We start from the raw sequence: 25645 nt of genomic DNA on the forward strand, positions 1-25645 counted from the left end.
TGTATTTGCCGACTATTTTATTAATAGTTTTTTATGTTGAAAAAACACTTTTTGCATATGATATTGTTTGTTAAATGTTAATAAATGCACATGAATAATATGGTTAATGATCTTGTTTAGCTCATGTTTACTTTTAGAGCATTTTTCTAGTTTTATTGGTGCATGACGCACAAAAATAGTGTGATATGAAAATGGTTAAATACTTGTTAATGCATTTTTATTCGCTAATTGTGCGTTTATTTAATGTTTTTTCGGCGGAATATACTTTAATTGTTGCTTTTTTGTGTGATTTTTGCCAAATTATTTCCGCATTAAGATTTCAGAGTATTATTCTGAATTTGAACGGATTCATTCAGGTGATGAATGGTGCCTTTGGCATGATTCGATACCACAGACAAGGCAGTAGAGGTCTGAAATGTCACTATTAGAAGTGAAAAACCTTCGTATTGAATACCCATCCCGACACGGCGTTCACGCTGCCGTGAAGTCACTTTCTTTTCATATTGAACGTGGTGAAATCGTGGGTGTTGTTGGCGAATCAGGTGCGGGTAAATCCACCGTTGGTAACGCCGTTATTGATTTGCTTAGCCCTCCAGGTCGCGTTGCTAGCGGCGATGTTTTCTTGGATGGAGAAAAAATTTCTGGCCTATCACCAGAAGCGATGCGTAAGGTTCGCGGCTCGAAAATAGGTTTTATTTTCCAAGATCCGATGACCTCGCTCAATCCACTTTTTACTGTTGAGCAACAGCTGAAAGAGACGATCCACGCTAACATGAAGGTCTCTGATGAAGAGGCGTATCAGCGCGCGCTTTCTCTTATGCAGCAGGTTGGTATTCCGCAACCAGAAAACCGCTTAAAACAGTACCCGCACCAATTCTCTGGTGGTATGCGTCAGCGTGTTGTCATTGCTATTGCTTTGGCTGGTGAGCCTGATCTCATCATCGCGGACGAACCAACTACGGCGTTAGACGTTTCTATCCAAGACCAAATCCTCAACTTGATCCGCGAGCTGTGTATCAAGAACAATGTCGGCTGTATGTTAGTTACTCACGATATGGGTGTCGTCTCCAACGTCACCGATCGCGTGGCGGTAATGTATCGTGGTGACTTGGTGGAGTTTGGACCAACAGCCAAAGTATTGGGCGATCCTGATCACTCTTACACTCGCAGTCTAATTTCAGCGGTACCACGTTCAGACAGAAAGTTAGATCGTTTCCCGTTAGTAAGCTATATCGAAGAAGCGGCGGAAATGGAGCCACTCGATATCAAGAACCACTGGTTAGGACAAAGCCAAGATGAGCGTGAGTACACTGGCCCGCTTTTGGACGTGAAGAACGTTAATCTTCGCTTTGTGACCAAAGACTCTTTGTTCGAGAGCCGCCGAGAATACGTGCAAGCATCTAATAATGTGAGCTTTGAAGTGCACGAAGGCGAAACCTTTGGTTTGGTGGGCGAGTCTGGTTCAGGTAAATCGACCATTGCACGTGTGATTGCTGGTTTATACCAACCTAACTCTGGTCAGGTGAAATTCGAGGGCATTGACCTGACCGCTTTAACCTCTGAGAAAGAGCGCCGCCCGATGCGTCGTCAAATGCAGATGGTGTTCCAAAACCCATATACTTCAATGAACCCTCGTATGAAGGTATTCGATATTATTGCTGAGCCAATCCGTTTCCATAAATTGACGAAAAACGAGTCGGAAACTCGCCAAATCGTAAATGACCTATTGGATCATGTTGGTTTGGGTCGAATGGCTGGGCTTAAGTACCCTCATGAATTCTCCGGTGGTCAGCGTCAGCGTATTTCTATTGCGCGTGCGTTGGCGACTCGTCCTCGACTTTTGATTTGTGATGAACCGACCTCAGCACTGGACGTATCGGTACAGGCACAAATTCTAAACTTGCTGAAAGATCTGCAAAGTGAGCTGAACTTGACTATGTTGTTTATCAGCCACGATTTACCTGTTATTCGTCAGATGTGTGACCGAGTAGGTGTGATGCAAATGGGTACACTTTTAGAAGTGGCACCAACAGAACAGTTATTCACGGCACCTCAACACGAATACAGCAAAAAATTGATTTCTCTGATGCCGGAGTTTACTGGCTTGCGAGAAGAGATCGAAACGGCATAAACCAAGCAATTCGCTTGGCTAACCTTTAGTCATAACAAAGACGCAAACACAACAACAAGGGATCCGTATCCCCGCATGAAGGAGTTATGCAAATGAAAACCATGAAAAGCAAATTAGCAGTGGCGCTAATGGCTGCGGGCCTAAGCTTTAACGCAATGGCAGCAGATATCAAAGTTGGCTATGCAGCTGACCCAGTATCGCTTGACCCACATGAGCAGCTATCAGGTGGCACACTGCAAATGTCACACATGGTATTTGATCCGTTGGTTCGCTTTACTCAAAAAATGGATTTCGAGCCTCGTCTAGCAGAAAGCTGGGAACGTATTAACGATACGACTGTTCGTTTCAAACTGCGTGAAGGTGTGAAATTCCATTCTGGCAATACTCTAACGGCTGACGACGTCGTGTGGACGTTCCAGCGTTTACAAAGCTCTCCTGACTTTAAAAACATCTTCGACCCGTACGAAAAAATCGTCAAAGTTGACGACAACACGTTCGATCTTGTAACTAAAGGTCCTTACCCACTAGTGTTGCAAACCGCAACGTACATTTTCCCTATGGACAGCAAGTTCTACACGGGTAAAACCGCAGACGGCAAAGACAAGTCTGAACTAGTGAAGCACGGTAACTCATTTGCATCGACTAACGTTTCTGGCACGGGTCCGTTCATCGTGACATCACGTGAGCAGGGCGTAAAAGTGGAATTTGAACGCTTTAAAGATTACTGGGACAAAGAGTCGAAAGGTAACGTTGATAAGCTAACACTTGTTCCAATCAAAGAAGACGCGACTCGTGTAGCAGCGCTGCTTTCTGGCGGTGTTGACATGATTCACCCTGTAGCGCCAAACGACCACAAACGCGTTGAAGATGCTGATGGCATCGACCTAGTTACGCTACCTGGTACTCGTATCATCACGTTCCAACTAAACCAAAACAGCAACGAAGCATTGAAAGACGTTCGCGTTCGCCAAGCGATTGTTCACGCAATCAATAACGAAGGTATCGTGAAGAAAATCATGAAAGGCTTCGCAACGGCTGCTGGTCAGCAAAGCCCGGCAGGTTACGTGGGTCACGATGACAAACTGGTTCCTCGCTACGATTTGAAGAAAGCGAAAGAACTGATGAAAGAAGCGGGCTACGAAAACGGCCTGACGCTAACGATGATCGCACCAAACAACCGTTACGTGAACGATGCGAAAGTAGCACAAGCGGCGGCGGCAATGTTGTCTAAGATCGGTATCAAGGTTGATCTGAAGACCATGCCAAAAGCTCAGTACTGGCCTGAGTTCGACAAGTGTGCGGCAGACATGCTGATGATCGGTTGGCACTCAGATACAGAAGACTCAGCGAACTTCAACGAGTTCCTAACTATGACTCGTAACGAAGAAACCGGTCGTGGTCAGTACAACTGTGGTTACTACTCAAACCCAGAAATGGACAAAGTGGTTGAAGCTGCGAACGTAGAGACGGACCCTGCGAAACGTGCAGAAATGCTGAAGGGCGTAGAAGCGACACTATACAACGACGCAGCATTCGTACCGCTACACTGGCAAAGTGAAGCATGGGGCGCGAAGTCTAACGTGAAAGCGGCAGATATCGTTAACCCAATGGTAATGCCTTACTTCGGTGACCTAGTGGTTGAATAATCACGGTTAGTCGACTTTGAGGAGGGATGGATTTCCCTCCTCAACTTAAAGCACTCGACTCAGTTTTGTTTCAGTCGGATTGAGTTGGCTATTTAGACTGAATTTTCTCTCTAATTTAGAGATCTATGGATAGTTAAGGGGCAAGGAATGTTTTCGTTTCTGGTCAAGCGCCTGTTTCAGGCACTGATAGTGATGTTTGTGATCAGTTTGGTGGCGTTTGCCATTCAGGACAACCTGGGTGATCCGCTGCGTGAGCTTGTAGGTCAGTCGGTTTCGGAATCGGAGCGTCAAGCGCTACGCGACGACTTGGGCCTGAACGATCCCTTTATCACAAAGTACACGCGCTTTGTGGGTAATGCACTGCAAGGTGATTTGGGTACCTCATATTTTTTCAAGCGACCTGCGGTTGAGGTGATTCTCGACAAGCTGGTAGCTACATTAGAGCTCGTGTTTGGCGCGACGCTTATCATCATTGTTTTCTCTATTCCGCTTGGGGTGTACTCTGCGATTCATCCTAAGAGTGTTTTTACCAAATTTGTCATGGCGATGAGCAGTGTCGGTATCTCGATTCCGGTGTTCTTAACCGCAATCATGCTGATGTATGTCTTCTCCATAGAACTCGGTTGGTTGCCTTCCTATGGGCGAGGTGAAACCGCTAACGTACTCGGTTGGGAATCTGGCTTCTTTACCATTGATGGTATCAAGCACCTCATCCTACCTTGTATTGCGCTAGCGTCTATCATGCTGCCGTTGTTCATCCGCTTGGTGCGTTCAGAAATGCTGGAAGTTCTGAGTTCGGAATACATTAAGTTCGCCAAAGCAAAAGGTTTGAACTTACAAAAGATTTATTACCAACATGCACTTAAGAACACCATGCTACCAGTATTGACGGTAGGTGGCGTGCAGATTGGTACCATGGTGGCCTACACCATTCTTACTGAAACCGTGTTCCAATGGCCGGGCACTGGCTTCCTTTTCCTAGAGGCAATCAACCGTGTAGATACACCGCTGATCACTGCCTACGTTATCTTTGTTGGTCTGATCTTCGTGGTAACCAATACCATCGTTGACTTGCTGTACGGCATCATCAACCCAACTGTGAACCTAACTGGAAAAGGAGCTTAATCATGAGCCAATCAAATTTAACACCAGCTCCTGCTCCATCAGCGTGGCAGCGTTTCAAAGAGTCAGATTTTCTGTATTACTTCAAACGCGACAAAGTGGCGATGGCGAGTTTTACCGTCTTTATGATGTTCTTAGTATTGGCATTGGCTGCACCGATTCTTGCGCCAACAGACCCGTACGATCTGACGTCTATCGACATCATGGATTCTGAGTTGCCACCTTCGTGGATGGAAGATGGCGATGAGCGTTTTGTTCTTGGTACTGATGAGCAAGGCCGTGATATTTTATCGACCATTCTTTACGGTTCTCGTTTGTCTTTGACGATAGGCTTTTTAGCCGTCGGTCTTCAGTTGATTCTGGGTATCATCATTGGTTTGTCGGCGGGTTACTTCGGTGGTCGTATCGATAGCTTCTTGATGCGCTTTGCGGATGTTCAACTATCGTTCTCAACCATGATGGTGGCGATCATCGTATCGGCCATTTTCAAAGCCAGCTTTGGCAGCGATTTTTACAGCCAATACGCAGTGGTGATGCTGGTGGTGATCATCGGTGTGGCTGAATGGCCGCAATACGCACGGACTATTCGTGCCTCGGTATTGGCAGAGAAGAAGAAAGAATACGTCGAAGCGGCGCGTGTGATGGGCTTTAAAGCTCCGCGAATCATGTTCCGTCACATTCTGCCAAACTGTCTATCGCCAATCTTGGTTATCTCGACGGTACAGGTAGCGAACGCAATCATGTCGGAAGCGGCGCTGTCATTCCTAGGTTTGGGTCTGCCAGTCGATCAGCCGTCACTGGGTGCGCTAATCAGCATCGGCTTTAACTACATCTTCTCTGGTGCATGGTGGATTACTGCTTTCCCAGGCATCGTGCTCGTAACATTGGTTTTGGTTATCAACCTGTTGGGCGACTGGCTACGTGATGTATTCAACCCGAAACTGTACAAAGGATAAGAATTTTCCCACCAAGCGTTGTAAATTCGCTTAATTCCTTCCTAAACTGAGAGCCGGATGCAAATTCCGGCTCTTTTTTTGCTAGTTATTCTTTGTTCACATTTTTTTGGCGCTTTTCCGCCATGATGACCTTACCCACTAATTTAGAGTGAAGTGTATGGATATGAAGAAGGCCCAACGCCCATCTAACGTCTTCCAAGCAAGCCTGGCTTTGGGTTTGTTGCTAGTATGCGCCCAGTTTTCTAATCCAGTTGAGGCGGAGGAGTTCCTTTGCCAAGCCACTCAAGCCAGCGAGAAAGAATTACCGATGCTTGAGAAAACGTGCCCAATTGGTAACGGAGTATGGGGAAAGAAAGTGCCGCAAGGAGGCAACTACCTCTACTGGATTCAATGCGGATTACTACCAAAGCCAATGTCACTCGCGAAAGCAAAGCCGCTTTACAGCAAGATTACGACCGACGTGTGGATGAAGCCTGAATCCAAAGGTTATCGCTGTTTGATTGGACCTTACAAGGCATTGTCTGATGCGAGGGATGACTTACGAGGAGTCAAAACCTTGTCGAATTACAAAGAGGCGTTCATCCGAGTGGTTGGGAAAGGGACGAAACAACCAGTAACACCACCTACACCTAAATCTACTGTATCGTCGAAATCAGCCGCATCTTCGGTTAAGCCAACACCGACGGTGACCCCGAAACCCGCGCCAGTTCCTGCTGTGCGAGCTGATACCGACGCCTTTAAAGCGCGGGCAGAGAAGCCAGATACCAAGGCAAAAAGTTCACGTGATAGCTCTTCGTCTACGCCTGTTGCTAAGACCAAAGCGAAGCCAATTGTCACTGGAAATGATAACATTGAAGTTCGGTTGAGAACTTCAGTACAGGGCAAAACGTACGTGGTCCCATATTTACTCGATCACCATAATCAGTTTTACATGGAACATGGTAAGCCGTGGAACCGCCTCAACTACGAAAACTCGCACAAAGTATGTCAGCAACTGGGTATGAACTTAGCTAACCCTGCAGAGTTTAAAGCGCTGAGGGCGTCTGGGGTGATGGAAAAAAATCAATGGCCACTGCAACTGCCGTATTGGGGCAAAGATAAGAAAGGTTTGTTCGCCGATCGTGAGCCCAATCAGCTCACCGGGACCTCATTATTGAACGTGGTGTGCGTGAAATAACGACTCAGATATTGTGGTCAAAATATAGAAGAAAGCCCCGAGTTCGGGGCTTTTTTGCGGTCTCAAATATTATCGCTATTTGAGTGGCGTTTCTTTGTGACAGTTAGAGCAGATATACACTTCTTTGATGCCGACCAATCGTTCCCAAAGTGTTCTGCGTCTTCTACGCAAATGCACGCTATCACAGCAAGGGTTAACGATGGTTGCTTTAGTCATCATCACCAGGCTCCAAAATCGGTAGTGAACTCGCGATGCTTGTCATGGCTTCTTTGCTGTTAGAGTACAGACCATATTCCGGTGCGGATTCATGACCGTTTTGTTCTTTACTCCAACGAATACCAATATAAAAGTCACCAAAATCGCGGTTGATGTAACGATGACGAGTTTTGTAATCTGACTCTGAGCCTGTTTCTTCTAGAATCAGCAGTTCACGGTCTTCATCATTCTGGATTTCCCAATTACCTGGAGTTTGGAATCCTGTTGGCATGAACGAAGTGTAGTTGTAAGTATCAGTGTCGTATTCGTACGCACCTGACGAGTATTTCAGGACTGTGTCGTCGCCTGTGCCATTACTTTCTACCATCAAGTCATGCTCTACCGTGCCGTGTTTGATGTGTTCTGCAACCGAAAGTGATTCTGCAAATGGGGTATTGCTTGAGTCCATCCAGAACAGCTCATCATCTGATATTTTAACGATCATTTGAGTGCCGTTATGCTCGGTTTTGTGCTGGTACAACATTTCATACTCGTCGCCGTAGCTGTTGTATAGCTTACCGTCTTTCAGCTCAACGTCGTTACAGTCTTTATTGTTGTATTCCGTGTAACCAGTTTGTTGGTCCAGATCGGCAAGAATGGCGTAAGCATCGTGTTCCCATGTGTCTTTTAGGAAGTCACTGATGTTCGCTTTGTACTCTTGATTCATCTCATCGTGGTTTGAACCCCAGCAGAATAGTAGGCCTTCAGAATCTTGCATCAACATGGCGTAGCCAATTTCACCATCTTTCTGTGCAAAGCTACCCATTTTCCATTCTTGACCGTTGAAGTGCTCGTGAGTGAAGCCCAAAGTCGGTACTACTGGTGGTGGCGTGACGCCTTCGATAACCGTTGGCATGCTGAGCGCAATTTGTACCGCGGTATGGCCATCTGTTGCGCTAATCGCAAGTACTGCTCCAGCTTCACCTGCTTTTGTTGGTGTGCCTTTAATGGTGATAATTGCATTACCATCCTCAGATACTGTTAGACCTTCAATGTCTACATAGTCCGCTGAGTAGTCGGTAATTTGACCGTCTTTATCTTGGAACAAACCAGAAATATCGAGTGTTTGTTCAAACACTTCACCTTGTTGTAGGTACCAACCATCAACGATGGACTGCAGACGCGCTTGTTCTGTTTCTACAACCATTGGTGGTAAGTTTGCCGATTCGATTTCGAACTGAAATACGGTGCTTACCGTACCCAAAACCTTACCTGACGAATCAATGTCTTGCGCCGTTAGAACAATCTCAAAATCACCAGCTTTCTCTACGATTGCAGTTGGATGTAGAACAATCAGGTTGCCAGTTTGCACAACTTCAATGCCTGTGCCTGCAAAGCTGTGCGTCAGTTTGGTTGTCACAAGGTTTTGGTCTTTGTCTGCAAATAGACCTTCAATGTCTAGCTCTAAGCCATCAAAGTCCACGCCTTGTACGATTTTTGGTAGTTTTTCTAGCTTATCTTTAGCTGCCTTTTCGACGATTTTGTTTATGGTTAGCTTGTTATTAACTGCCGTTTCAGGTGCTAAGGTGTCGCTGTCTGGGGTCGCGTCAGTGATGATTGGACGTAGATTTGGGTCATTGATGTTTTCGCCAGATGCAACAAGACGTTCCACTTCTTGGTTTGCCGCTTGAGCAAACTCCGTGGCTTTTTTCTCGTAGTTCGTTGGGTTTTGTGCTTTCGAGTCGGTCAGAATCTGAGCGGTTTTATGTAGTTCGGCGTTTTTTGTCGCACCTTCAACAAAATCACTGTACAGATCAATTGGTGCTTCTTCTGAGCCTCCTAGCGCTTGGTTTACTTTCGCTTTCGCATCTTCTTCACTAATGGCTGGATCTTTTGCCATTTCAATCGCCACAAGATCCGTGATAGGTGAAATCACGTTTGATGATGTTGGTGCACGGAATACGATTTCGTGCGCCATAGCTTGGCCTGGATGATCCATATCAACCGTGTATTTGCCAGCGTACTCTTTCGCATCCAAGGCGATGAGCTGTTTCTGCTTTGCACCGTTTGGTGTGATGGTCTGTAGCGCTAGAGTGCTTTCTGGTTTTGCATCCAATTTCAGTTGACCTTTCTCATCGGTCAGACCAAGGAATGTTTCTTGAGTGTCCCATTGGCCGTTGTTGTTCGTATCTTCAAAAACAACGGCATGCTTGAAGTAGCCGTCAAAACCTGTGATCACAACGCCGTCGTTAGCACTGTTTGAACCACCATCTGAACCGCCACAGCCTGTAAGAGCGATAGCCACTGACGCTGCTAGTAAACTCACCTTATTCATTATTTATTTGTCCTTGTTTCGTTTCCGAATGAGAAAGTCGCTTTTTTTATTATTTTTTTCTTTATATCTCACTAGTGAGATATAAGAGAGTGGTGTCTTTTTAATGACTATTGAGCTTAGGTTCAAGACACGAAAATCCGCACAAAACCCGTAAAATTTATTTCTATTTTTTGTCTATGATGGAAAATTTATAATTTGATCACGGTTCCAGTTTTATTTTGGGAATGATTGTTTTGTTAATATAACCACCGGTAAAAAAGGTTTATTGGGTGTCGCTAAGGACAGGGGCGTGATAAATCATGTTGATCTTAAATTCCTCAACGCGATCAGCAAATTGAGGGTGAGGTTTAAGCACATAACTGTAGACTTCGCCTGGAATGAATATGTCGTAATCTGTGTATTCAAGGTTGTAAAACATAAATGTTCGTTGCCAGTAATTATCTGGCCATTCAGCACAATGTATTGGATTTATGCCGTCAAAATCCATTGAGCTAGAGATAATATCGGCAAACTCTCCTCGCCCCGCTACGATAGAGCTGTACCAGTAAAATAAATAATCATGACAAAATAGGTCATGTTGATTTGATTTCATATTGAGATCAGAGTCCAGCTTGTGCACTGGTTCGTTACCCTGAACACTTCTATCAAATATGTAGTTGCTAGCAGTCCCGTTTATGTAACCTCCTCCTGAAATTGGAAAGAGGTAGTCAAACGACGTTCCTTGATATTCGTACTCGCCAGTGTGGACATTGATGCGCTTTTCCATGGACTGCTTGTTCTTTTGCATGGTATAGCTTTCGAATTGTTTACCATCAAACACGGTGGTGAAGTAGTTCCGAGTATCTTCATGAACCTGAGATGGGTATTCTTTTTTGATGGTCCAAATTTGGCGTACACCTTGGACATAAACGATCAACGAGTCATCACTGATTTTGTACTTGCCCACTTTTTTCAAGTCTCCCTTTTCAGGACACTGGCGTTTGTTGTGTGAGGCGGCATAACTTACTTCGCCCCCCTCAAACTGAAAGGCCTCGCAATACACCACTTCATACGCGTACGCGATACCTGCAAGATTTTGTGTCGTCTCTAGGCGATAAACTACATCGCCAACTAACGAGTGTTCTGTGTCATTTTGATCGGGTGTGATAACGGGTAACTCAAAGCGCGTTGTGACCCATGCATGATCGCTATTACCGTGATAATCATCGCGCGCTGCTACCGCCAAATATGTGGTGGTTTTTATTTCCTCAGGCGCTCCTTGCACCATCATTTGTCCTTGGTTGAGGACTCTTAACCCATTGGCGTTTTCAAGCCAAATCTGAGTGGTGAGGAGATCGCCATCTGGGTCTTCAAAAAGCTGGTTAAGGTTGAGCGAATAACTCACCGGAGAGTTTTGTTTCAGCTCCCAAGCATAAATAATGGTTTGTAGCTGCTGTTCCACAGTGAGGTTGATGATGGGTTTATTATTCTCTGATGGGTCCTCTTGTGGTCGGCTGTTCTTATCACCCAATGCTGACTCGTAAAACGTGTTGTCTTCTGTGGTATGAAATGGATTCGTAACAGGGCCTGGTTGTCCTAAAAGGGCGGAGTTAAATGCGTCATCTCCCGCTTTTTTATGAGTGCGATCCAACGCAGAACCTGTCAACGCTTGCTTTACTTCAACTAAAGATGTGCGCTCATATTGACGATGTGCTTGCTGGGTTGACTTGTCGGCGTTGTCTGACGAGTCTTCCACAGATGCCAAATTGTGTTTGTTTGAAATGAAGTAAATACCGAACAAACCGACGCATACTGCGCCGATTATCCAAAGCTTTTTGTTCATGATTACGTGTGCGCCATTCGTGATTGTAGCCAACTGCGAGAGAATTTGAGGTCTTTCTCTATCAGGCTTGCGCTGCATTCGAGTAGCTCACTGATTTCTTGGTTTTTCATGCCCATTAAATACTTGAGTTTGAGTGCGCTCGATTGGCGTGGATAGCGGCTACTGAAACTATCCAGAGCTTTATCCATGATAATCAATTGCTCGAAACGATCTTCTTCATCTCTCATCAATGTAATGTGTTGACGCTTTTGTGCTTGGTGCGAGCGTGCGTTGTCGATCAAGATTTGACGCATCACTTTGGCGGCCATCAAAAAGAAATCGCGCTTTGTTTCAATTTCACTCATGTCGCAGTTGGACATTTTCAGGTAAGCATCATGAATTAATGCTGTGGTGCTGTTGACGCTGTCTGCCAGTACTTTGTTGTCGGTGCCGTACTTTTCTGCATTTCGTTCACGCTCGTGTTGGGCGATCTTACGCAACTGTAAATAAGCAAACTGATAGAGCTCGCTCTCAGCTCGTTTATCACCAGATTGCCATTGTTGAATGATTTGTGTCAGTGCTACTGCTGTTGCCATGGTTATACATCCTCGCTCACTTTGACAAATTCAGAAATGGTGTGGGTTTCAATGCGATCGGAACCGTCTTGGTTGCGCAGAACATTTTGTTGATAGCGATATAAAATGCCTTGCTCCCAAGTTGCACCAGCTGGCAAGTATTCCCAGGTGGTGTAATTGATTTCGGATGGGGTTGTTGACCAACGTACCATGACGTTCATTTGCGCGAGTTCGGCTTTGGGGGCGCTATTGTTGACCCACCACATGTCGGCAAATTCGCGGGTAACATCTTGGGTGTACAGGCTTGTATCGGTTGGGCAGGTGTCCGTATTTTTCGGAAGTCGCATGACTTGTTGATGGCGCATCAATAGGCACGATTGTGTCATGGACTGTTGGTGGTATTCGGTTTGCTGCCACACGCCGAGGTAGTCAATGTCGTGTTCGCTAGTATTGGGATACGTAAACCAGAGCATTTCTGTGCGGTTATTGTGTTGGATGTTTTTTTTACGCCCGAGACCTTGTACTTTTTCCATCAATAACTCGGTGCTCGGATCAAAATTGAGGGCAACGGAGCGGTACTTCCAGTCGCCTTCATCATCGAAGTCTTCGAGAGAGAAGCCATTCAAGTCGTTGCGGGTGCACCCTGTGATTGAACAACCAACGATATTAAACCAATCCGCAAACTTGCTTATCGGTTCGACGACATCTTCCGTGATAGGGCGCTTCATCGAGAGGAAGCAGCCTTGAAAATGATCGCCAATGCTTGGGTGTTCAATCAATGAGTCTTTGGTGATAGTGAATCGAGTTTCACCAATAGGAGGACGATATTTGGGATGATGCTGATAGCGTAGATCGTAAGCACAAGCGCGGCCTTGCCAATCCTTCTTTTTGATGACGATGTTTTTGAACGTCATGTCGCGAGGTTCAAAAATGATCTCATCAGAGGAAAAGTTTTTTTCAATGTACTGCTGGCTTTCGTTTAGGTGCTCAATCGCCTCATTGACAGATACCCAATCGAGATTGAGGTAGCGTTTAGCGTCATCCAGGTAATTGAGATCAAGGCCTTTGAGCTGGCTTTGAAAGTGAGGATCAGACAGCACACGGTTTGCTAGGACAATTTCCTCACGATTCTCAGGCGTGCTGTCGAGAGAAAGCAGCAGACGCGTCATATTGATGCTGCGGCTAGGTTTGGTTGTCGCCATCGTCGGCGTCAGCACTTCTTGGCTTGATAAGGTCGTCAGCAGATAACCTTTATCATCGTTACCAAGGAAGAAGCTAATTACATCACCGGGTTGGTAATGAAATGCTCCTTGCTGAGTGACGCCAGTGATATTGGAACTGGTTTTGTAATACAGGCCAGTCACTGGGGCGTCGATAAAGTAGCCTTGCTTCAAGGTTGAAGCTGGTGGGTGTGAAGTGGCAGCTGAAACGTCTGCTGCCAACGTGGACGTAGCCGTCAATGCAGACAGCCAAAATACCACTGAACGAGTATACATCTTGTTTTAAGCCTTATTGGTTGGTGCTGTCCTTAGACGCACAATTTGGCTGACAACTCATTGGTGTAGTTAGGTGCTTCTCTGGCACCGGTGTCATCATCGCCAACAACATTTTTTGTTTTATATGTTTGGGGATATCAGGGTTAGAGAGTATCCGCCTTCGTGTTAACTCCATCATGGAGTTCACTGAGAGATGTTCGACATTTTGCCCCTTCGCGTGGAAGATGAGGCGAGTCATTTCGTACATCATATCTTCTGCAATCTTCTTCTCTTGTTGCAGCTGGATATTCTTTTGCATCATGGCGCTGCCAAATAACACACCAGAGAGCACAATGATGCCTGACAATACCGAAGCAAGGGGACGTCGCTGTACCAAGCGAAAGGCGCTATACAATGGCCAGTTTTTTTTCTGCTCGATTGGACGGCGTTCGATAATTCTTTCGATATCAATGCGCAATGCTCTAGCATCGGTATATCGCATTTGAGTGGCAGGACGCGTTGCGCGTCTTATCACCCAGTAAACATCAGACCAAATTGTTGGTGATGGAAACATCAAAGCGAGAATTTTGCCCAAGGAGTACACGTCGCTTTGCTCTGTTAGAACCAGTCCTGCTTGCTGCTCTGGGCTAGCAAAATTTTGGCTAAACGCAATCAGCGCTGAGGGTGAGTCTTCTCGGTTAGAGTGCGCTTTTTGAGTCAAGTTGAAGTCAAGCAGTTTGGGACGCTTGCTACGATCAATCAGTATATTTTCTGGTTTTAGATCGGCATGCAAAACCTGGTGCTGATGGGCGTGCTCCATCGCCTGACAGATCTGCTTAAACAGCAGCAGCTTCTCCGTTTTTTCTAGCTTATTTTCAGATAGGTACTCATCCAAAGTTTGACCAAACACCCGCTCCATCACGATGTAAACCGAATCTTGATGGAGACCGCCGTCAAACACTTTCGCGATGTAAGGATGGTTTAGACGCGCGAGAAGTTGAGCTTCATCGAAGAGTGCGCGTTGCCCTAACACATTGCTCAAATTGCTTTGAATAAACTTGATAGCCAGATCTTGCTCGAACGTTTCATCTGCACGTAGAGCTGCGTATACGACACCCATGCCACCACGCCCCAACTCATGAGTTAGGCGGTACTTACTGATGATTTCTCCGCTTAGATCGACGTCTTGGTTCGTTGCCTGATGAGCACCAAAATAAAGTAACTGCGTTAGTTGTTCTTCCGGTGTCTCGTTGGCTAAAAGAGGAACGAGTTGTCGATACAGCTCAGGTTGACTTCGTTGCAATGCTTGGAGGTATTGCTGCTTTTGGGAGTCGTCCAGATCAAGCAGGTGGTAGTAAATCTGGGTTTCGCTAGAGCCTAACTGCACTGTGACTAATGTCTTATTCTTTTAGGTACGGCATTTTATAAGAACTTTGATATAAATGTCATTTATTTATTCGGTTTTGATTCACAATCCATGAAACGCAATTTGATGGCTAATGGAGTAATAACGTCATGATTTTGCGAATTATTTTCACTGAGCTTGTCGGCAGAGAGTCTATTCGTCATAATGTTACTTGTAACATTACTGATAAATCACATATTTATGGCTCAACAGAATAAGAAAACGCGTACGACATTGCAGGATGTCGCAGACCAGGTTGGCGTCACGAAGATGACCGTTTCACGCTATATGCGTAACCCTGAGTCGGTGGCAGAAAAGACTCGGGCTAAGATTGCGACTGCGATTGAAGAGATGGGTTACATCGAAAACCGTGCACCGGCGATGTTGTCAAAGTCCTCCAGTAAAGCCATTGGTATTTTACTGCCGTCTTTGTCCAACCAAATTTTTGCTTCCTTTGTTCAGGGCATAGAGATGGTGACCAAAGCCAATGGCTATGAGACGCTTTTAGCGCATTTTAGCTACGATGAGCTTGAAGAAGAGCGCAAGATCGCGTCATTACTCTCTTATCAAGTCGATGGACTTATTCTAACTGAAAGCCATCACACGCCGCGTACATTACAGATGATCAAAAATGCGGGCATTCCGGTGGTCGAAACCATGGAACTGCCATCGGAGCCGATTGATATGGCGGTTGGACTCGATCATGAAGATGCGTCGTACACCGTGGTTAAGCAGATGCTAGATACGGGGAAGCGTACAATCGTCTATTTTGGCGCGCGTCTGGATACGCGAACCAAATTGCGGATGCAAGGTTACGATCGCGCGATGACAGAAGCAGGGCTAGAACCCAAACATGTATTAACTGGTGATCATTCTAGTTTTTCTTTAGCGCATGATTTGCTCGAACGCGCACTGGAAATGCACCCAACGCTCGATGGGGTGTTCTGTACCAACGATGACATCGCAATTGGCACCATGCTGAGTGCGCAGCAACGTGGCATTCAAGTTCCACAGCAATTGGCAGTGGCGGGCTATAACGCGCTGGATATCGGTCAAACCATCAGCCCGAAACTGACCAGCGTTGATACGCCGCGTTTCCAAATTGGTGTAAAGAGCGCAGAGCTATTAATTGCGCGCCTGAAAGGCGAAACACAAGAAGAAAAAGTCTTCGATATGGGTTATCAGATCACGTCGGGAGAGAGTGTTTAACTAATTGTTAACTGCTCTTTGTATTCGCTCATCAATGGTATTGGTAGGTTAGGGTATGGCACATCAGCTGGATGCATTGGATCTCAACTTAATGCGTTTATTAAAAGCTGTGGTGGAAAACCGCAGCATCAAGCTGGCCGCAATGCAGCTTGGCATTTCTCAACCGAGCGCCAGCCGCGGCGTGATGAAGTTGAAGCAAGTGTTTGATGACCCGCTTTTTGTGCGTAAAGCACATGGGGTAGAGCCATCACCCATGGCGATTCGTCTCGCCGCCGAGTTCGACAATATGGTTGCACCACTGGAAAAAGTGGTGCAAGAATTTGAAGTGTTCGACCCACTGCAATACCAAGGGCAGATTGCGATTGTAACTGACCCTTATTTGATGGATGAGCAAGGGCAGCGACTGCTCACTGGTTGTCATCGAGCCTTTCCCAAAGCGCACTTTGCCTTTTCCAGCTGGAATACTTACTCTCACGATGAAATGTTAGAAGGTGAGCACGATTACTGCATTCTTGACCAAGAGACCGAGCTGTCGAAAGACATTTACATGCGCCCGTTATTCGTTGAAAAACGAGTGATTTTGGCGCGCAAAAACCACCCAACGTTGTCGAAAGTCAGCAATGATTGGGACACGGTGTCCAAACTACCACTCGTCTCTTTGCCTGCGCCTGCGTCATATAAACCGCTTTGTACCGTGGAGTCCGAGTATCGACGCATGGGTTATGAGCCAGTAGTGTTACTGAAGTCCTATAATTTGCGTTTGGCTTGCCAAATGTTGCAAGAAACCGACGCGATTATGTATGCCAGTCAAAGCTCGGCATTGTTGATGCCAGAACTCGCCTCTTACGCAATGCCACCCGTTAATCGTGAGTTTAGCCAGTTTGTTGTCTCTGGCGGTTTCCTTCAAACCAACCGCAACCATCCTTTGCACAGACACCTACATAAAGTGGTGCGACAAACCCTCAATACGCCGCTGATTTTTACGCAGTGACGTCACCTTATGGCATCGGCTGAATGAGAGAGTAGATGCTTTAACCTTATCAATATTGTGTGATTACATAGACAACTTACTTCTTAAGATATTCAAAAATGAATATCTCAATTACCTGTCTCTTTTTCCTACCCAGCGCTAATCTTATCTCAAATAGTCAGGAGAAGTGGCTCATTTTTATCTTTTTAACTTTTTGAATGTCGATACAGGTACGCGACATTCACCATTCTCCGTTATGCATTTTTTTAATTTCTGATGGAGGATTAATCATGCTAGTTGCACGTCTATTTTTATTGCTCGCCATCGTTGCCGAAGTAGCTGGCACCAGCACTATGTCTCTTATCGGACAAGGGCACGGGTGGTGGGGCTACATCGTAATGTATGTGCTGATCGCAATCTCTTACTACTTTCTTGCGTTTGCCGCGAAGAAAATATCTATCGGTGTGGCATACGCTGTCTGGGAAGGGTTAGGTATCTCGTTGATCACCGTGGTGTCGATCATCGCCTTTGATGCCAACTTAAACCATCAAGAGTTGTTTGGTTTGATGTTAGCCGTTGTTGGCATTGTGTGTGTGACCTTAGGGGAATCACATGGTCAACCTAACGCCAAGAAAAATGCCGATAAACCGGCAAAAGAACGTTCATTTTCTACTAGTACAAGGTGCGAATCATGAGTCAATTTTTTACGATGTCATTTGGATTTGTCGTGATGGCTGCCTTGGTCGATATCATGGCCAATATGGCGCTGACACGCTCAAAAGGTTTTAAATATAAAGGCTGGGGCATTGCGGCGATTGTGTTGGTACTGACAGCATTCACGCTGTTGGCACAAGCGGTGAAAGAGATCGACTTAGCCATTGCTTATGCCTCTTGGGGTGCGATCGGTATCTTGGGTACCGCAGTGGGTGGAGCCTTGCTGTTTAAGCAGAAACTCAAGCCAATCGGCTGGTTTGGTATCTTTGTGGTGATTGCTGCCGTCGTAGTGATGAAGACCGCTTGATGTAATTTACTGAATGCTAGATATCGTCATTCTGAGCAGCAAGAGACGAGCAAGGTTCCTGATCTCGCCTAGGCTCGTCGGAATGACGGATTCATTTTTTAGAAAGAACCGTGATCAACCCCCAAAGTTTGTCATTCTGAACAGCGAAGGACGAGCAAGATTCAGAATCTACCAACAAAAAGTACTGTAGCAGAGGTGCTTTCTCTGGTTTCACAGCATTTTGCTATTAGGTTCCTGATCTCGCCTAGGCTCGTCGGAATGACGGATTCACTTTTTTAGAAAGAGCAGTGACCAATCCTAAAGCTTGTCATTCTGGACAGCGAGGGACGAGCGTGATTCAGAATCTACCAACAAAAAGTGCTGTGGTAGAGGGGGGGCTCTGGCTTCACAGCGCGTTGATAGTGGATTCCTGATCTCGCTTAGGCTCGTCGGAATGACGGATTCATTCGTTTTTAGAAAGAGCGGTGGCCAATCTCAAAACTCGTCATTCTGAACAGCGAGGGACGAGTGTGATTCAGAATCTACCAACACAAAAAGTGTTTCGGCAGAGGGGATTTTCTCTGGCTTCACAACACGTTGATATTAGATTCCTGATATTGCTTAGGCTCGTCGGAATGACGGATTCATTCGTTTTTAGAAAGAGCGGTGGCCAATCTCAAAGCTCGTCATTCTGAACAGCGAGGGACGAGTGTGATTCAGAATCTACTAACAAAAAAGTGCTGTGGCAGAGGAGTTTTCTCTGACGTCATAGCATGTCGATATTAGATTCCTGATCTCGCCTAGGCTCGTCGGAATGACGGATTCATTCGTTTTTAGAAATAGCGGTGGCCAATCTCAAAGCTCGTCATTCTGAATAGTGAGGGACGAGCGTGATTCAGAATCTACCAACAAAAAGTGCTGTAACAGAGGGGGATTTTCTCTTGCTTCACAGCACGTTGATAGTAGATTCCTAATCTTGCTTAGGCTCGTCGGAATGACGGACTCATTCATTTTTAAAAAGAACCGAGGCCAATCCCAACGCTCGTCATTCTGAACAGCGAGGGACGAGCGTGATTCAGAATCTACCAACAAAAAGTGCTGTGGCAGAGGAGTTTTCTCTGGCTTCACAGCACGTTGATATTAAATTCCTGATCTTGCTTGGGCTCGTCGGAACGACGAAGTCTTTCTTCTCGCCTTAAACAATAAAGCTTGCGCCTTCTTCTGCACTCGATACGTTTTGGCGGATCACGCTAAACAGACCTCGTCCCCAAGTTTGTTGGGTCGATTCGGTATCGAAATGAATCAACTCGCGACCAGTGGTGTCGCTTAAGTTGTTCAGTTCACCCGTTTGGCAATCCAGACGAATCAAATCACCGTTGCGCACCAAACCAATCGCGCCACCACGAATGGCTTCTGGAGAAACGTGAATCGCAGACGGAATTTTACCGGATGCACCAGATAAACGACCGTCCGTCACCAGCGCCACTTTAAAGCCCGCTTTTTGCACGTTCCCTAAAATTGGCATCAGCTTGTGCAGTTCAGGCATGCCGTTTGCCGCTGGGCCGTTGTGTGTGACCACAACGATGCAGTCTTTGTTCAGGTCGCCACGTTTGTACGCGGCCTCCACTTCGTGTTGGCATTGGAATACGATCGCTGGTGCCACAATCACGCGTTGCTCTTCTTTCACCGCAGACACTTTCACCACGGCTTTGCCTAAGTTGCCAGTCAATACGCGAGTGCCGCCAGTATTTTGGAATGTGGCGTCTGGTTTGGCGATCACGTCACCGTCTTGGCTGCCTTGGCACGGTGTCCAAGTCAGTTGGCCATCGACAAGGCTCGGTAGCGTCATTTGGTCTTCAAATTCACCAAACACGGGTTTCACATCGCGATGCAAAAGCTCGGATTCGTTCAAGCGGTGCAATAACGCAGGCACGCCACCCGCGTCTTGGAACGCGTTCATATCGGCTGGGCCGTTCGGGTAAACGCGAGCTAACAAAGGAACCACATCCGACAGATCGCTGATGTCTTGCCACGTGAGCAAGATGCCAGCAGCACGCGCCACGGCAATCATATGAATAGTGTGATTGGTGCTGCCGCCAGATGCAAGTAGAGCGATGATGCCGTTGACCAAGCTCTTTTCTGTGACCACCTCGGCCAGCGGACGGAAGTGTGCAGAACCCGCCGTCATTGAGGCGATTTTCAGAGCCGCGTGATCGGTTAACGCTTTACGCAGTTGGGTATGGGGATGAATGAATGCCGAACCTGGCAGCATCAAGCCCATGGCTTCGAACACCAACTGGTTGGTGTTGGCGGTGCCGTAAAACGTACACGTCCCCGCAGAGTGGTAAGCGCGACACTCCATATCCAGCAGAGCGTCTTTGCCGACTTCTCCCGCTGCGTATTTTTGGCGCACGTCGACTTTCTCTTCGTTGCTGATGCCTGTTGCCATCAGACCCGCTGGCACAAACGCCGTTGGTAGGTGTGCGTAAGACAGCGCGCCCATCAGTTGCCCCGGTGCGATTTTGTCACAGATGCCAAGCAGTAATGTGGCATCAAAGACATTGTGACTCAAAGACAACGCCGTTGATTGCGCAATTAAGTCACGCGAAAACAGCGACATATCCATGCCTGCTTGACCTTGAGTCACCCCATCGCACATCGCTGGCACACAACCTGCGACTTGCGCCGTATGGCCGTAGTCCGCCAGCACTTTTTTGATTTGTGCTGGGTAGTCTTGGTACGGCTGGTGGGCGCTCAACATGTCGTTGTAGGCGCTTATCAGCGCGACATTGGCATGAGTAAAATCGAGAATATTTTTCTTTTCAGAAGAGCAAGAAGCGGCGACTGCATGGGCTAAGTTACCACAAGATAAACCAACGCGGCCTTTACCTGCTTCGGCTTGGACTTCGGTGCGAGTAAGAAAGGCAGCGCGCGCTTCACGGCTGCGCTCGGTCAAGCGTTGTGTGATCTCAAGAACAACAGAGTGAGTCATTACGCCACCTCGATCGCTTGCATTTTGATTAGCTCAGCGGCAGAGCGTTCCACCACGTCGCTGATGTCTCCGTCGATACTGACGATCAGAGTTTGAGGCTCGTTGTCTGGGCGCTCTAGTGTCTCGAATTGGCTCTTCACCATGTTTTCTTTCATGAAGTGGCCTTTGCGCATACGCATGCGATTAAGGATCAACTCCCTATCGCCATCAAGGAACAGGAAGGTCACGTTGTTGTTGCCTTCGCGGATCTGATCGCGGTAAATCTTTTTCAGTGCTGAACAGACAATAATTCCGTGTTCGTTTTTGCTTTCTAGGCTGTACGCCGCATCACGAATGCGTTCTAGCCATGGCTTGCGATCATCATCGTTCAGAGGCTGGCCCGATGCCATTTTCTGAATGTTCGCTCGTGGATGAAGATCATCACCATCAATGAATTTACGCCCTAGCTTTTTCGCTAGATGCTCACCAATTGTGCTTTTACCACTAGCACAAACGCCCATAACGATGACACTACTACCAGCCATAACTTATCCTCATAACCAAATTTGCGCGTGATCTCAATTTTTGAATTCACTTTAAAATATGGGTTTATCTTATTCATGTTATCGGTAACATGTTACCGGTAACTGAAATAAATGTGAACCATAACACAAACAATAATTCTTAAAGGTGAACCTATGGAGCAATTAACCCTAGCCCCAGATCCTACGTTCCTACTGACGATTGCAGGCCTTGCCATTGCAGCGTTACTCGTTCTGATCATTAAACTGAAAGTCCATGCTTTTGCTTCCCTTACTATGGTGAGTTTAGGTACGGCAATCGCCACTGGCGTTCCTTCAGAGAAAGTCGTATCGACCATGATGGGTGGGTTCGGCGGTACTCTGGCTTCCGTGGCATTGCTGGTTGGTCTTGGTGCGATGATCGGTAAAATTCTTGAAGTGACTGGCGGTGCGAAAGTGCTGGCAGACACTTTGATTGGTCGCTTTGGTAAAGAGCGCGCACCATTTGCTTTGGGCGTCGCTTCATTACTGTTTGGCTTCCCAATCTTCTTCGATGCTGGCCTTGTAGTGATGATGCCTATCATCCTAAGTGTGGCGGCTCGTTTTGGTGGCTCACCAATTAAATACGCGTTGCCAGCAGCCGGTGCTTTTGCGGTTATGCACGCGTTTGTTCCACCACATCCAGGTCCGGTTGCAGCGGCAGAATTCCTTGGCGCAAACATCGGTCTGTTATTGGTGGTGGGTATTCTGGTGGCTATTCCAACTTGGTACCTTGGCGCTTACCTATTTGGTTTGTACGCGGGCAAAAAATTCGATATCCCACTATCTAAAGCCTTCTTTAATGGCGAAGCGATGGTGGATGAGCGCAACGCACCAAAATTTGGCACGGTTATGACCATCCTTGTGCTGCCAGTCCTGCTAATCTGTTTGGATACGGTATTGAACACACTGGCGGTTGCGGGTGTGATTGATGGCAAAACGGCACTGGTTGAGTTCCTACGTATGCTAGGTAAAACCCCAGTCGCGTTGCTGATCACTTTGATTGTCTGTCTGGCTGTGTTTGCCAAAGACTACGGCATGGCAAAACTAGAAAAATTATGTGGTGAGTCATTGGCTCCTATCTGTGGTGTTATCCTAGTCACGGGTGCAGGTGGCATGTTTGGCGGCGTACTGCGCTCAAGCGGTATTGGTGATGCACTGGCTGACGTTCTTACAGACACAGGTATGCCTGTGATTGTGGCGGCGTTTGTGATTTCAACTTGTCTGCGTGTTGCTCAAGGCTCGGCAACCGTAGCGCTAACCACTACGGCGGCTCTTATCGCGCCAGTTGTGGCAGCATCAACAGGTTTGAGTGAACTCGACCTTTGCTTTATCGTAATCGCGATTGCGGGTGGTGCAACGGTACTGTCTCACTTCAATGACTCTGGTTTCTGGTTGGTATCTCGTCTCCTTGAGATGGATGAGAAAACCACATTAAAAACTTGGACGGTAATGGAAACGTTACTTGGCGGTATCGCGTTTATTATCGTCGCAACATTAAGCTTTATTCTTTAGAGGTTCCCCATGACAACACTTGAACAACGATTAAGAGAAATCAAAATCGTCCCAGTTATCGCAATCAACGACGTAGCACACGCTCTGCCACTGGCAAAAGTGTTGGTAGAAAACGGTTTACCATGTGCGGAAGTAACATTCCGCACCGAAGCGGCGGCGGAGTCGATTCGCATCATGCGTGAAGCGTACCCAGAACTGTTGATTGGCGCGGGCACCGTTCTGACCACAGAACAAGTCGACATCGCAATCGAAGCGGGCGTGGACTTTATCGTTAGCCCAGGCTTCAACCCAACCACAGTGAAATACTGTCAGCAACGTGGCGTGACTATCGTACCGGGTGTAAACAACCCAAGCTTGGTTGAGCAAGCGATGGAAATGGGTCTGCGTACGTTGAAGTTCTTCCCTGCTGAGCCATCAGGCGGCGTAAACATGCTGAAAGCACTCACGGCGGTTTACCCAGTGGAATTCATGCCAACAGGTGGCGTAAGCCCATCCAACGTGGAAGATTACCTAGCGCTGAAATCGGTTGTAGCTTGTGGCGGTACTTGGATGGTGCCAACCGCAATGATGGACAACGGCGATTGGGAAGGCATTGCTGAATTGGTTCGCGCAGTTAAGTAAAACGCACAAACGGCTCCGAAATACCCCCGAACGTTAGAAAACGTGATACGAAAAAGGGTCATCAAGTTACTTGATGACCCTTTTGCTTTTGGGAATGAAACGGTTTTAGAAGTGATGCTTCATAAAGCGCTTAATAAAGCGAATGAAATCTGCTTCGGCTAGCTTCGCGCACTTCAATGTTTGGGCGTGAGACAATTCTACATCTCCCAAGCCTTCTGCCATGTTGGTGATTGCACACACTGCCAATACGGGTAAGCCGCAATGCGCCGCAGAAATCACTTCTGGCACGACCGACATGCCCACCACATCACCACCGATGATTTGCATCATGCGGATTTCGGCTGCGGTCTCAAAGTTGGGGCCTGTGTAAGAGACAAACACACCTTCATTCAGGTGAATGCCATTGGCTTTGCCAACTTCAAACGCTTCTGCGCGCAGGTCTTTGTCGTACGCATTGGCGAGGCTGAAGAACCTCGGGCCGTACTCTTCATCATTCGGACCGATCATTGGCGATTCAGGCATGGTATTGATGTGGTCATGAAATACCACCAGAGAACCGACGTCGATGCGTTCAGGGCGAAGTGAGCCTGCCGCGTTGGTGACGAGCAAAAACTTACAGCCCAGCTTTTTAAAGGTGCGCACGGGCGTGGTCATGACCTTCATTGAGCCGTGTTCGTAGTAGTGACCGCGACCTTTCATGCACACTACGTCTACGCCGCCCATGGTACCAAGCACCAACTCACCAGAGTGGCCTTGCACGGTACTAACCGGAAAGCCTTCGAGCTCTTCGTATGGAATGACCACTTTGTCTTGTAGCTCGTCTGCCAATACGCCTAAGCCAGAGCCTAAAATAAACGCCGCTTTAGGTTGGAAGTTTGGTTTGCGTTCGCGAATGGTTTGTAGCGCGCCGATTACTGGATCGTGATTCATGTTAGTCACCTTCTGGTTGTGTGTTGATTCCATTGTGTGACTTTCTGCGCTGGTTATCTTTGCTTTATTCGCTACTATCATCCTTAAAAAGAGGATGATGAAATTCGCTAGGACTCAATGCATGAAGTCAGAACCATTTGAGCGCGTGACGCTGAAGATGCTGCGTTACTTTTACGAGGTCGCACAAACCAAGCATTTCACTAAGGCGGCCGAGAACCTCAATATCACCAATTCGCCGTTGAGCAATCGCATCAAAGAGTTGGAAGAGGTGCTTAACGTCAAACTGTTTGAGCGTGATTCAAGAAACGTCATGCTGACGGAGGCCGGACGATTGTTGGAGTCCAAATGCCAACTGATTTTTCAGACCTTAGATGTCTCGCTCAATCAAGTTCAGCAAGTGGGGTTGAACCAGAGAAACATCTTGCGAGTTGGTATGGTAAGTAGCGCATTTTGGGGCGGATTTGATCGTCTGTTACAGCGCTTCCATGCTGAGCATGACACTTATCACGCCGACATTTTTGACCTTAACCCAGAGACGCAAAAGAAGCATCTGAGCGAGAAGAAAATCGATGTGGGCATTGTGCGTTTTGCTGATGCACTCAACATTTATCCGTATCAGTCGGTATCTTTGGGCAAAGATGTGTTTGTGGTGGCGGTGTCGGAGCAACATGAGTTAGCCAGCAAATCTTTGCTGCGGCTCCAAGATTTAAAGACGTGTGAGTTTGCGTTTATGAGTCTGGCGAATTCTGCCTCGGCAAACTTCATCATCAATGCCTGTCTGCAAGAAGGCTTTTCACCCCATATTGGCAAACAAGTGGTGGAGCCAAGCACCTTGATGGCGTATGTGGCAAACAGCAATACCGTGACGTTGGTGCCGTCGACGTTTTCTCAGCATCATTGGCATGGAATTCGTTTTATCAATCTGAAAGAATCACTGCGTGCAGACTTGTGTCTGATTCATGACGGTAAGCAGGAGAGTGCTATCAAAGCCGAGTTTATTCGCACGTTATTGGAGAATGCGAGTTAAGCATGGGATAACAAAAAAAGGTCA

The 25645-nt window shown here is 46.9% G+C and carries 21 protein-coding genes; 12 read left to right on the top strand and 9 right to left on the bottom strand.

All coding sequences use genetic code 11. From position 1 onward, the window contains the following. The first annotated feature begins 415 nt into the window (after nt 1-415). From R7Q41_RS08825 to R7Q41_RS08845, 5 genes are all read left to right on the top strand, one after another. Nucleotides 416-2131, top strand: a complete 1716-nt coding sequence (locus R7Q41_RS08825) for a dipeptide ABC transporter ATP-binding protein (protein ID WP_005379108.1) — start codon at nt 416-418, stop codon at nt 2129-2131. Nucleotides 2132-2223: 92 nt separating this feature from the next. Further along, nucleotides 2224-3777, top strand: a complete 1554-nt coding sequence (locus R7Q41_RS08830) for an ABC transporter substrate-binding protein (RefSeq protein ID WP_005379109.1) — start codon at nt 2224-2226, stop codon at nt 3775-3777. Between the two features lie 147 nt (nt 3778-3924). Beyond that, nucleotides 3925-4902, top strand: a complete 978-nt coding sequence (locus tag R7Q41_RS08835; RefSeq protein WP_005379110.1) for an ABC transporter permease — start codon at nt 3925-3927, stop codon at nt 4900-4902. A 2-nt stretch (nt 4903-4904) separates the two neighbouring features. Beyond that, nucleotides 4905-5855, top strand: coding sequence for an ABC transporter permease (locus R7Q41_RS08840; protein ID WP_005384239.1), 951 nt, complete (start codon nt 4905-4907; stop codon nt 5853-5855). A 157-nt stretch (nt 5856-6012) separates the two neighbouring features. Then, complete coding sequence (locus tag R7Q41_RS08845; RefSeq protein WP_213910732.1) at nt 6013-7032, top strand: SPOR domain-containing protein; 1020 nt, start codon at nt 6013-6015, stop codon at nt 7030-7032. 75 nt (nt 7033-7107) lie between these two features. Here the strand turns inward: R7Q41_RS08845 and R7Q41_RS08850 are convergent, their stop codons facing one another. From R7Q41_RS08850 to R7Q41_RS08875, 6 genes are all read right to left on the bottom strand, one after another. Then, nucleotides 7108-7251 (bottom strand): hypothetical protein, encoded by a 144-nt coding sequence (locus R7Q41_RS08850; protein WP_012841245.1) that lies wholly within the window; start codon nt 7249-7251, stop codon nt 7108-7110. Further along, nucleotides 7241-9562, bottom strand: a complete 2322-nt coding sequence (locus tag R7Q41_RS08855; RefSeq protein ID WP_318108463.1) for an acid phosphatase — start codon at nt 9560-9562, stop codon at nt 7241-7243. The genes R7Q41_RS08850 and R7Q41_RS08855 overlap by 11 nt, the downstream gene beginning before the upstream one ends. Nucleotides 9563-9824: 262 nt before the next feature. Beyond that, on the bottom strand, nt 9825-11384 hold the full coding sequence (locus tag R7Q41_RS08860; protein ID WP_017821131.1) for a hypothetical protein: 1560 nt from the start codon (nt 11382-11384) through the stop codon (nt 9825-9827). Nucleotides 11385-11386: 2 nt separating this feature from the next. After that, nucleotides 11387-11959, bottom strand: a complete 573-nt coding sequence (locus R7Q41_RS08865) for a sigma-70 family RNA polymerase sigma factor (RefSeq protein ID WP_005379118.1) — start codon at nt 11957-11959, stop codon at nt 11387-11389. A gap of 2 nt (nt 11960-11961) precedes the next feature. Then, a complete protein-coding gene (locus tag R7Q41_RS08870; protein ID WP_238952165.1) occupies nt 11962-13434 on the bottom strand; it encodes a chromosome partitioning protein ParA in 1473 nt (490 codons plus the stop codon). A 13-nt stretch (nt 13435-13447) separates the two neighbouring features. Then, nucleotides 13448-14800 carry a serine/threonine-protein kinase gene (locus tag R7Q41_RS08875; RefSeq protein ID WP_318071546.1) on the bottom strand — a complete coding sequence of 451 codons (1353 nt, stop codon included), beginning with the start codon at nt 14798-14800 and terminating at the stop codon, nt 13448-13450. Nucleotides 14801-15019: 219 nt separating this feature from the next. On the opposite strand from R7Q41_RS08875, the gene R7Q41_RS08880 reads away from it, so the two are divergent. The 4 genes from R7Q41_RS08880 (at nt 15020) to R7Q41_RS08895 (ending at nt 18018) form a co-directional block, all read left to right on the top strand. Then, nucleotides 15020-16027 carry a substrate-binding domain-containing protein gene (locus tag R7Q41_RS08880; protein ID WP_005379123.1) on the top strand — a complete coding sequence of 336 codons (1008 nt, stop codon included), beginning with the start codon at nt 15020-15022 and terminating at the stop codon, nt 16025-16027. 55 nt (nt 16028-16082) lie between these two features. After that, nucleotides 16083-17018, top strand: coding sequence for a LysR family transcriptional regulator (locus R7Q41_RS08885; protein ID WP_005379132.1), 936 nt, complete (start codon nt 16083-16085; stop codon nt 17016-17018). Between the two features lie 269 nt (nt 17019-17287). Further along, on the top strand, nt 17288-17692 hold the full coding sequence (locus R7Q41_RS08890; protein WP_005379135.1) for an SMR family transporter: 405 nt from the start codon (nt 17288-17290) through the stop codon (nt 17690-17692). Further along, nucleotides 17689-18018, top strand: coding sequence for an SMR family transporter (locus R7Q41_RS08895; protein WP_005478614.1), 330 nt, complete (start codon nt 17689-17691; stop codon nt 18016-18018). Before R7Q41_RS08890 ends, R7Q41_RS08895 begins: the two co-directional genes overlap by 4 nt. A 1174-nt stretch (nt 18019-19192) precedes the next feature. On the opposite strand, the gene edd is transcribed toward R7Q41_RS08895, so the two are convergent. Together edd and R7Q41_RS08905 are read right to left on the bottom strand one after the other, a co-directional pair. Further along, nucleotides 19193-20989 carry a phosphogluconate dehydratase gene (gene edd, locus R7Q41_RS08900; protein ID WP_182039704.1) on the bottom strand — a complete coding sequence of 599 codons (1797 nt, stop codon included), beginning with the start codon at nt 20987-20989 and terminating at the stop codon, nt 19193-19195. Beyond that, the gene (locus R7Q41_RS08905; RefSeq protein ID WP_005379140.1) at nt 20989-21513 is read right to left on the bottom strand and encodes a gluconokinase; all 525 of its coding nucleotides are present in this window, start codon (nt 21511-21513) and stop codon (nt 20989-20991) included. The genes edd and R7Q41_RS08905 overlap by 1 nt, the downstream gene beginning before the upstream one ends. Nucleotides 21514-21666: 153 nt before the next feature. On the opposite strand from R7Q41_RS08905, the gene R7Q41_RS08910 reads away from it, so the two are divergent. Together R7Q41_RS08910 and R7Q41_RS08915 are read left to right on the top strand one after the other, a co-directional pair. Next, entirely contained in the window at nt 21667-23043 is a 1377-nt protein-coding gene (locus tag R7Q41_RS08910) for a GntP family permease (protein ID WP_170890705.1), read from the top strand. 9 nt (nt 23044-23052) lie between these two features. After that, a complete protein-coding gene (locus R7Q41_RS08915) occupies nt 23053-23664 on the top strand; it encodes a bifunctional 4-hydroxy-2-oxoglutarate aldolase/2-dehydro-3-deoxy-phosphogluconate aldolase (protein WP_005394384.1) in 612 nt (203 codons plus the stop codon). A gap of 105 nt (nt 23665-23769) precedes the next feature. Here R7Q41_RS08915 and xapA read toward each other — a convergent pair whose 3' ends face one another. Then, a complete protein-coding gene (gene xapA, locus R7Q41_RS08920) occupies nt 23770-24594 on the bottom strand; it encodes a xanthosine phosphorylase (protein WP_182039705.1) in 825 nt (274 codons plus the stop codon). A gap of 121 nt (nt 24595-24715) precedes the next feature. Between xapA and R7Q41_RS08925 the strand changes: the two genes are divergently transcribed. Further along, nucleotides 24716-25621: a LysR family transcriptional regulator gene (locus tag R7Q41_RS08925; protein WP_182039706.1), complete on the top strand. Its 906-nt coding sequence runs from the start codon at nt 24716-24718 to the stop codon at nt 25619-25621. Nucleotides 25622-25645: the final 24 nt, after the last annotated feature.

It is taken from the genome of Vibrio sp. 2096, from assembly GCF_033339595.1.
Classification (GTDB): domain Bacteria; phylum Pseudomonadota; class Gammaproteobacteria; order Enterobacterales; family Vibrionaceae; genus Vibrio; species Vibrio alginolyticus.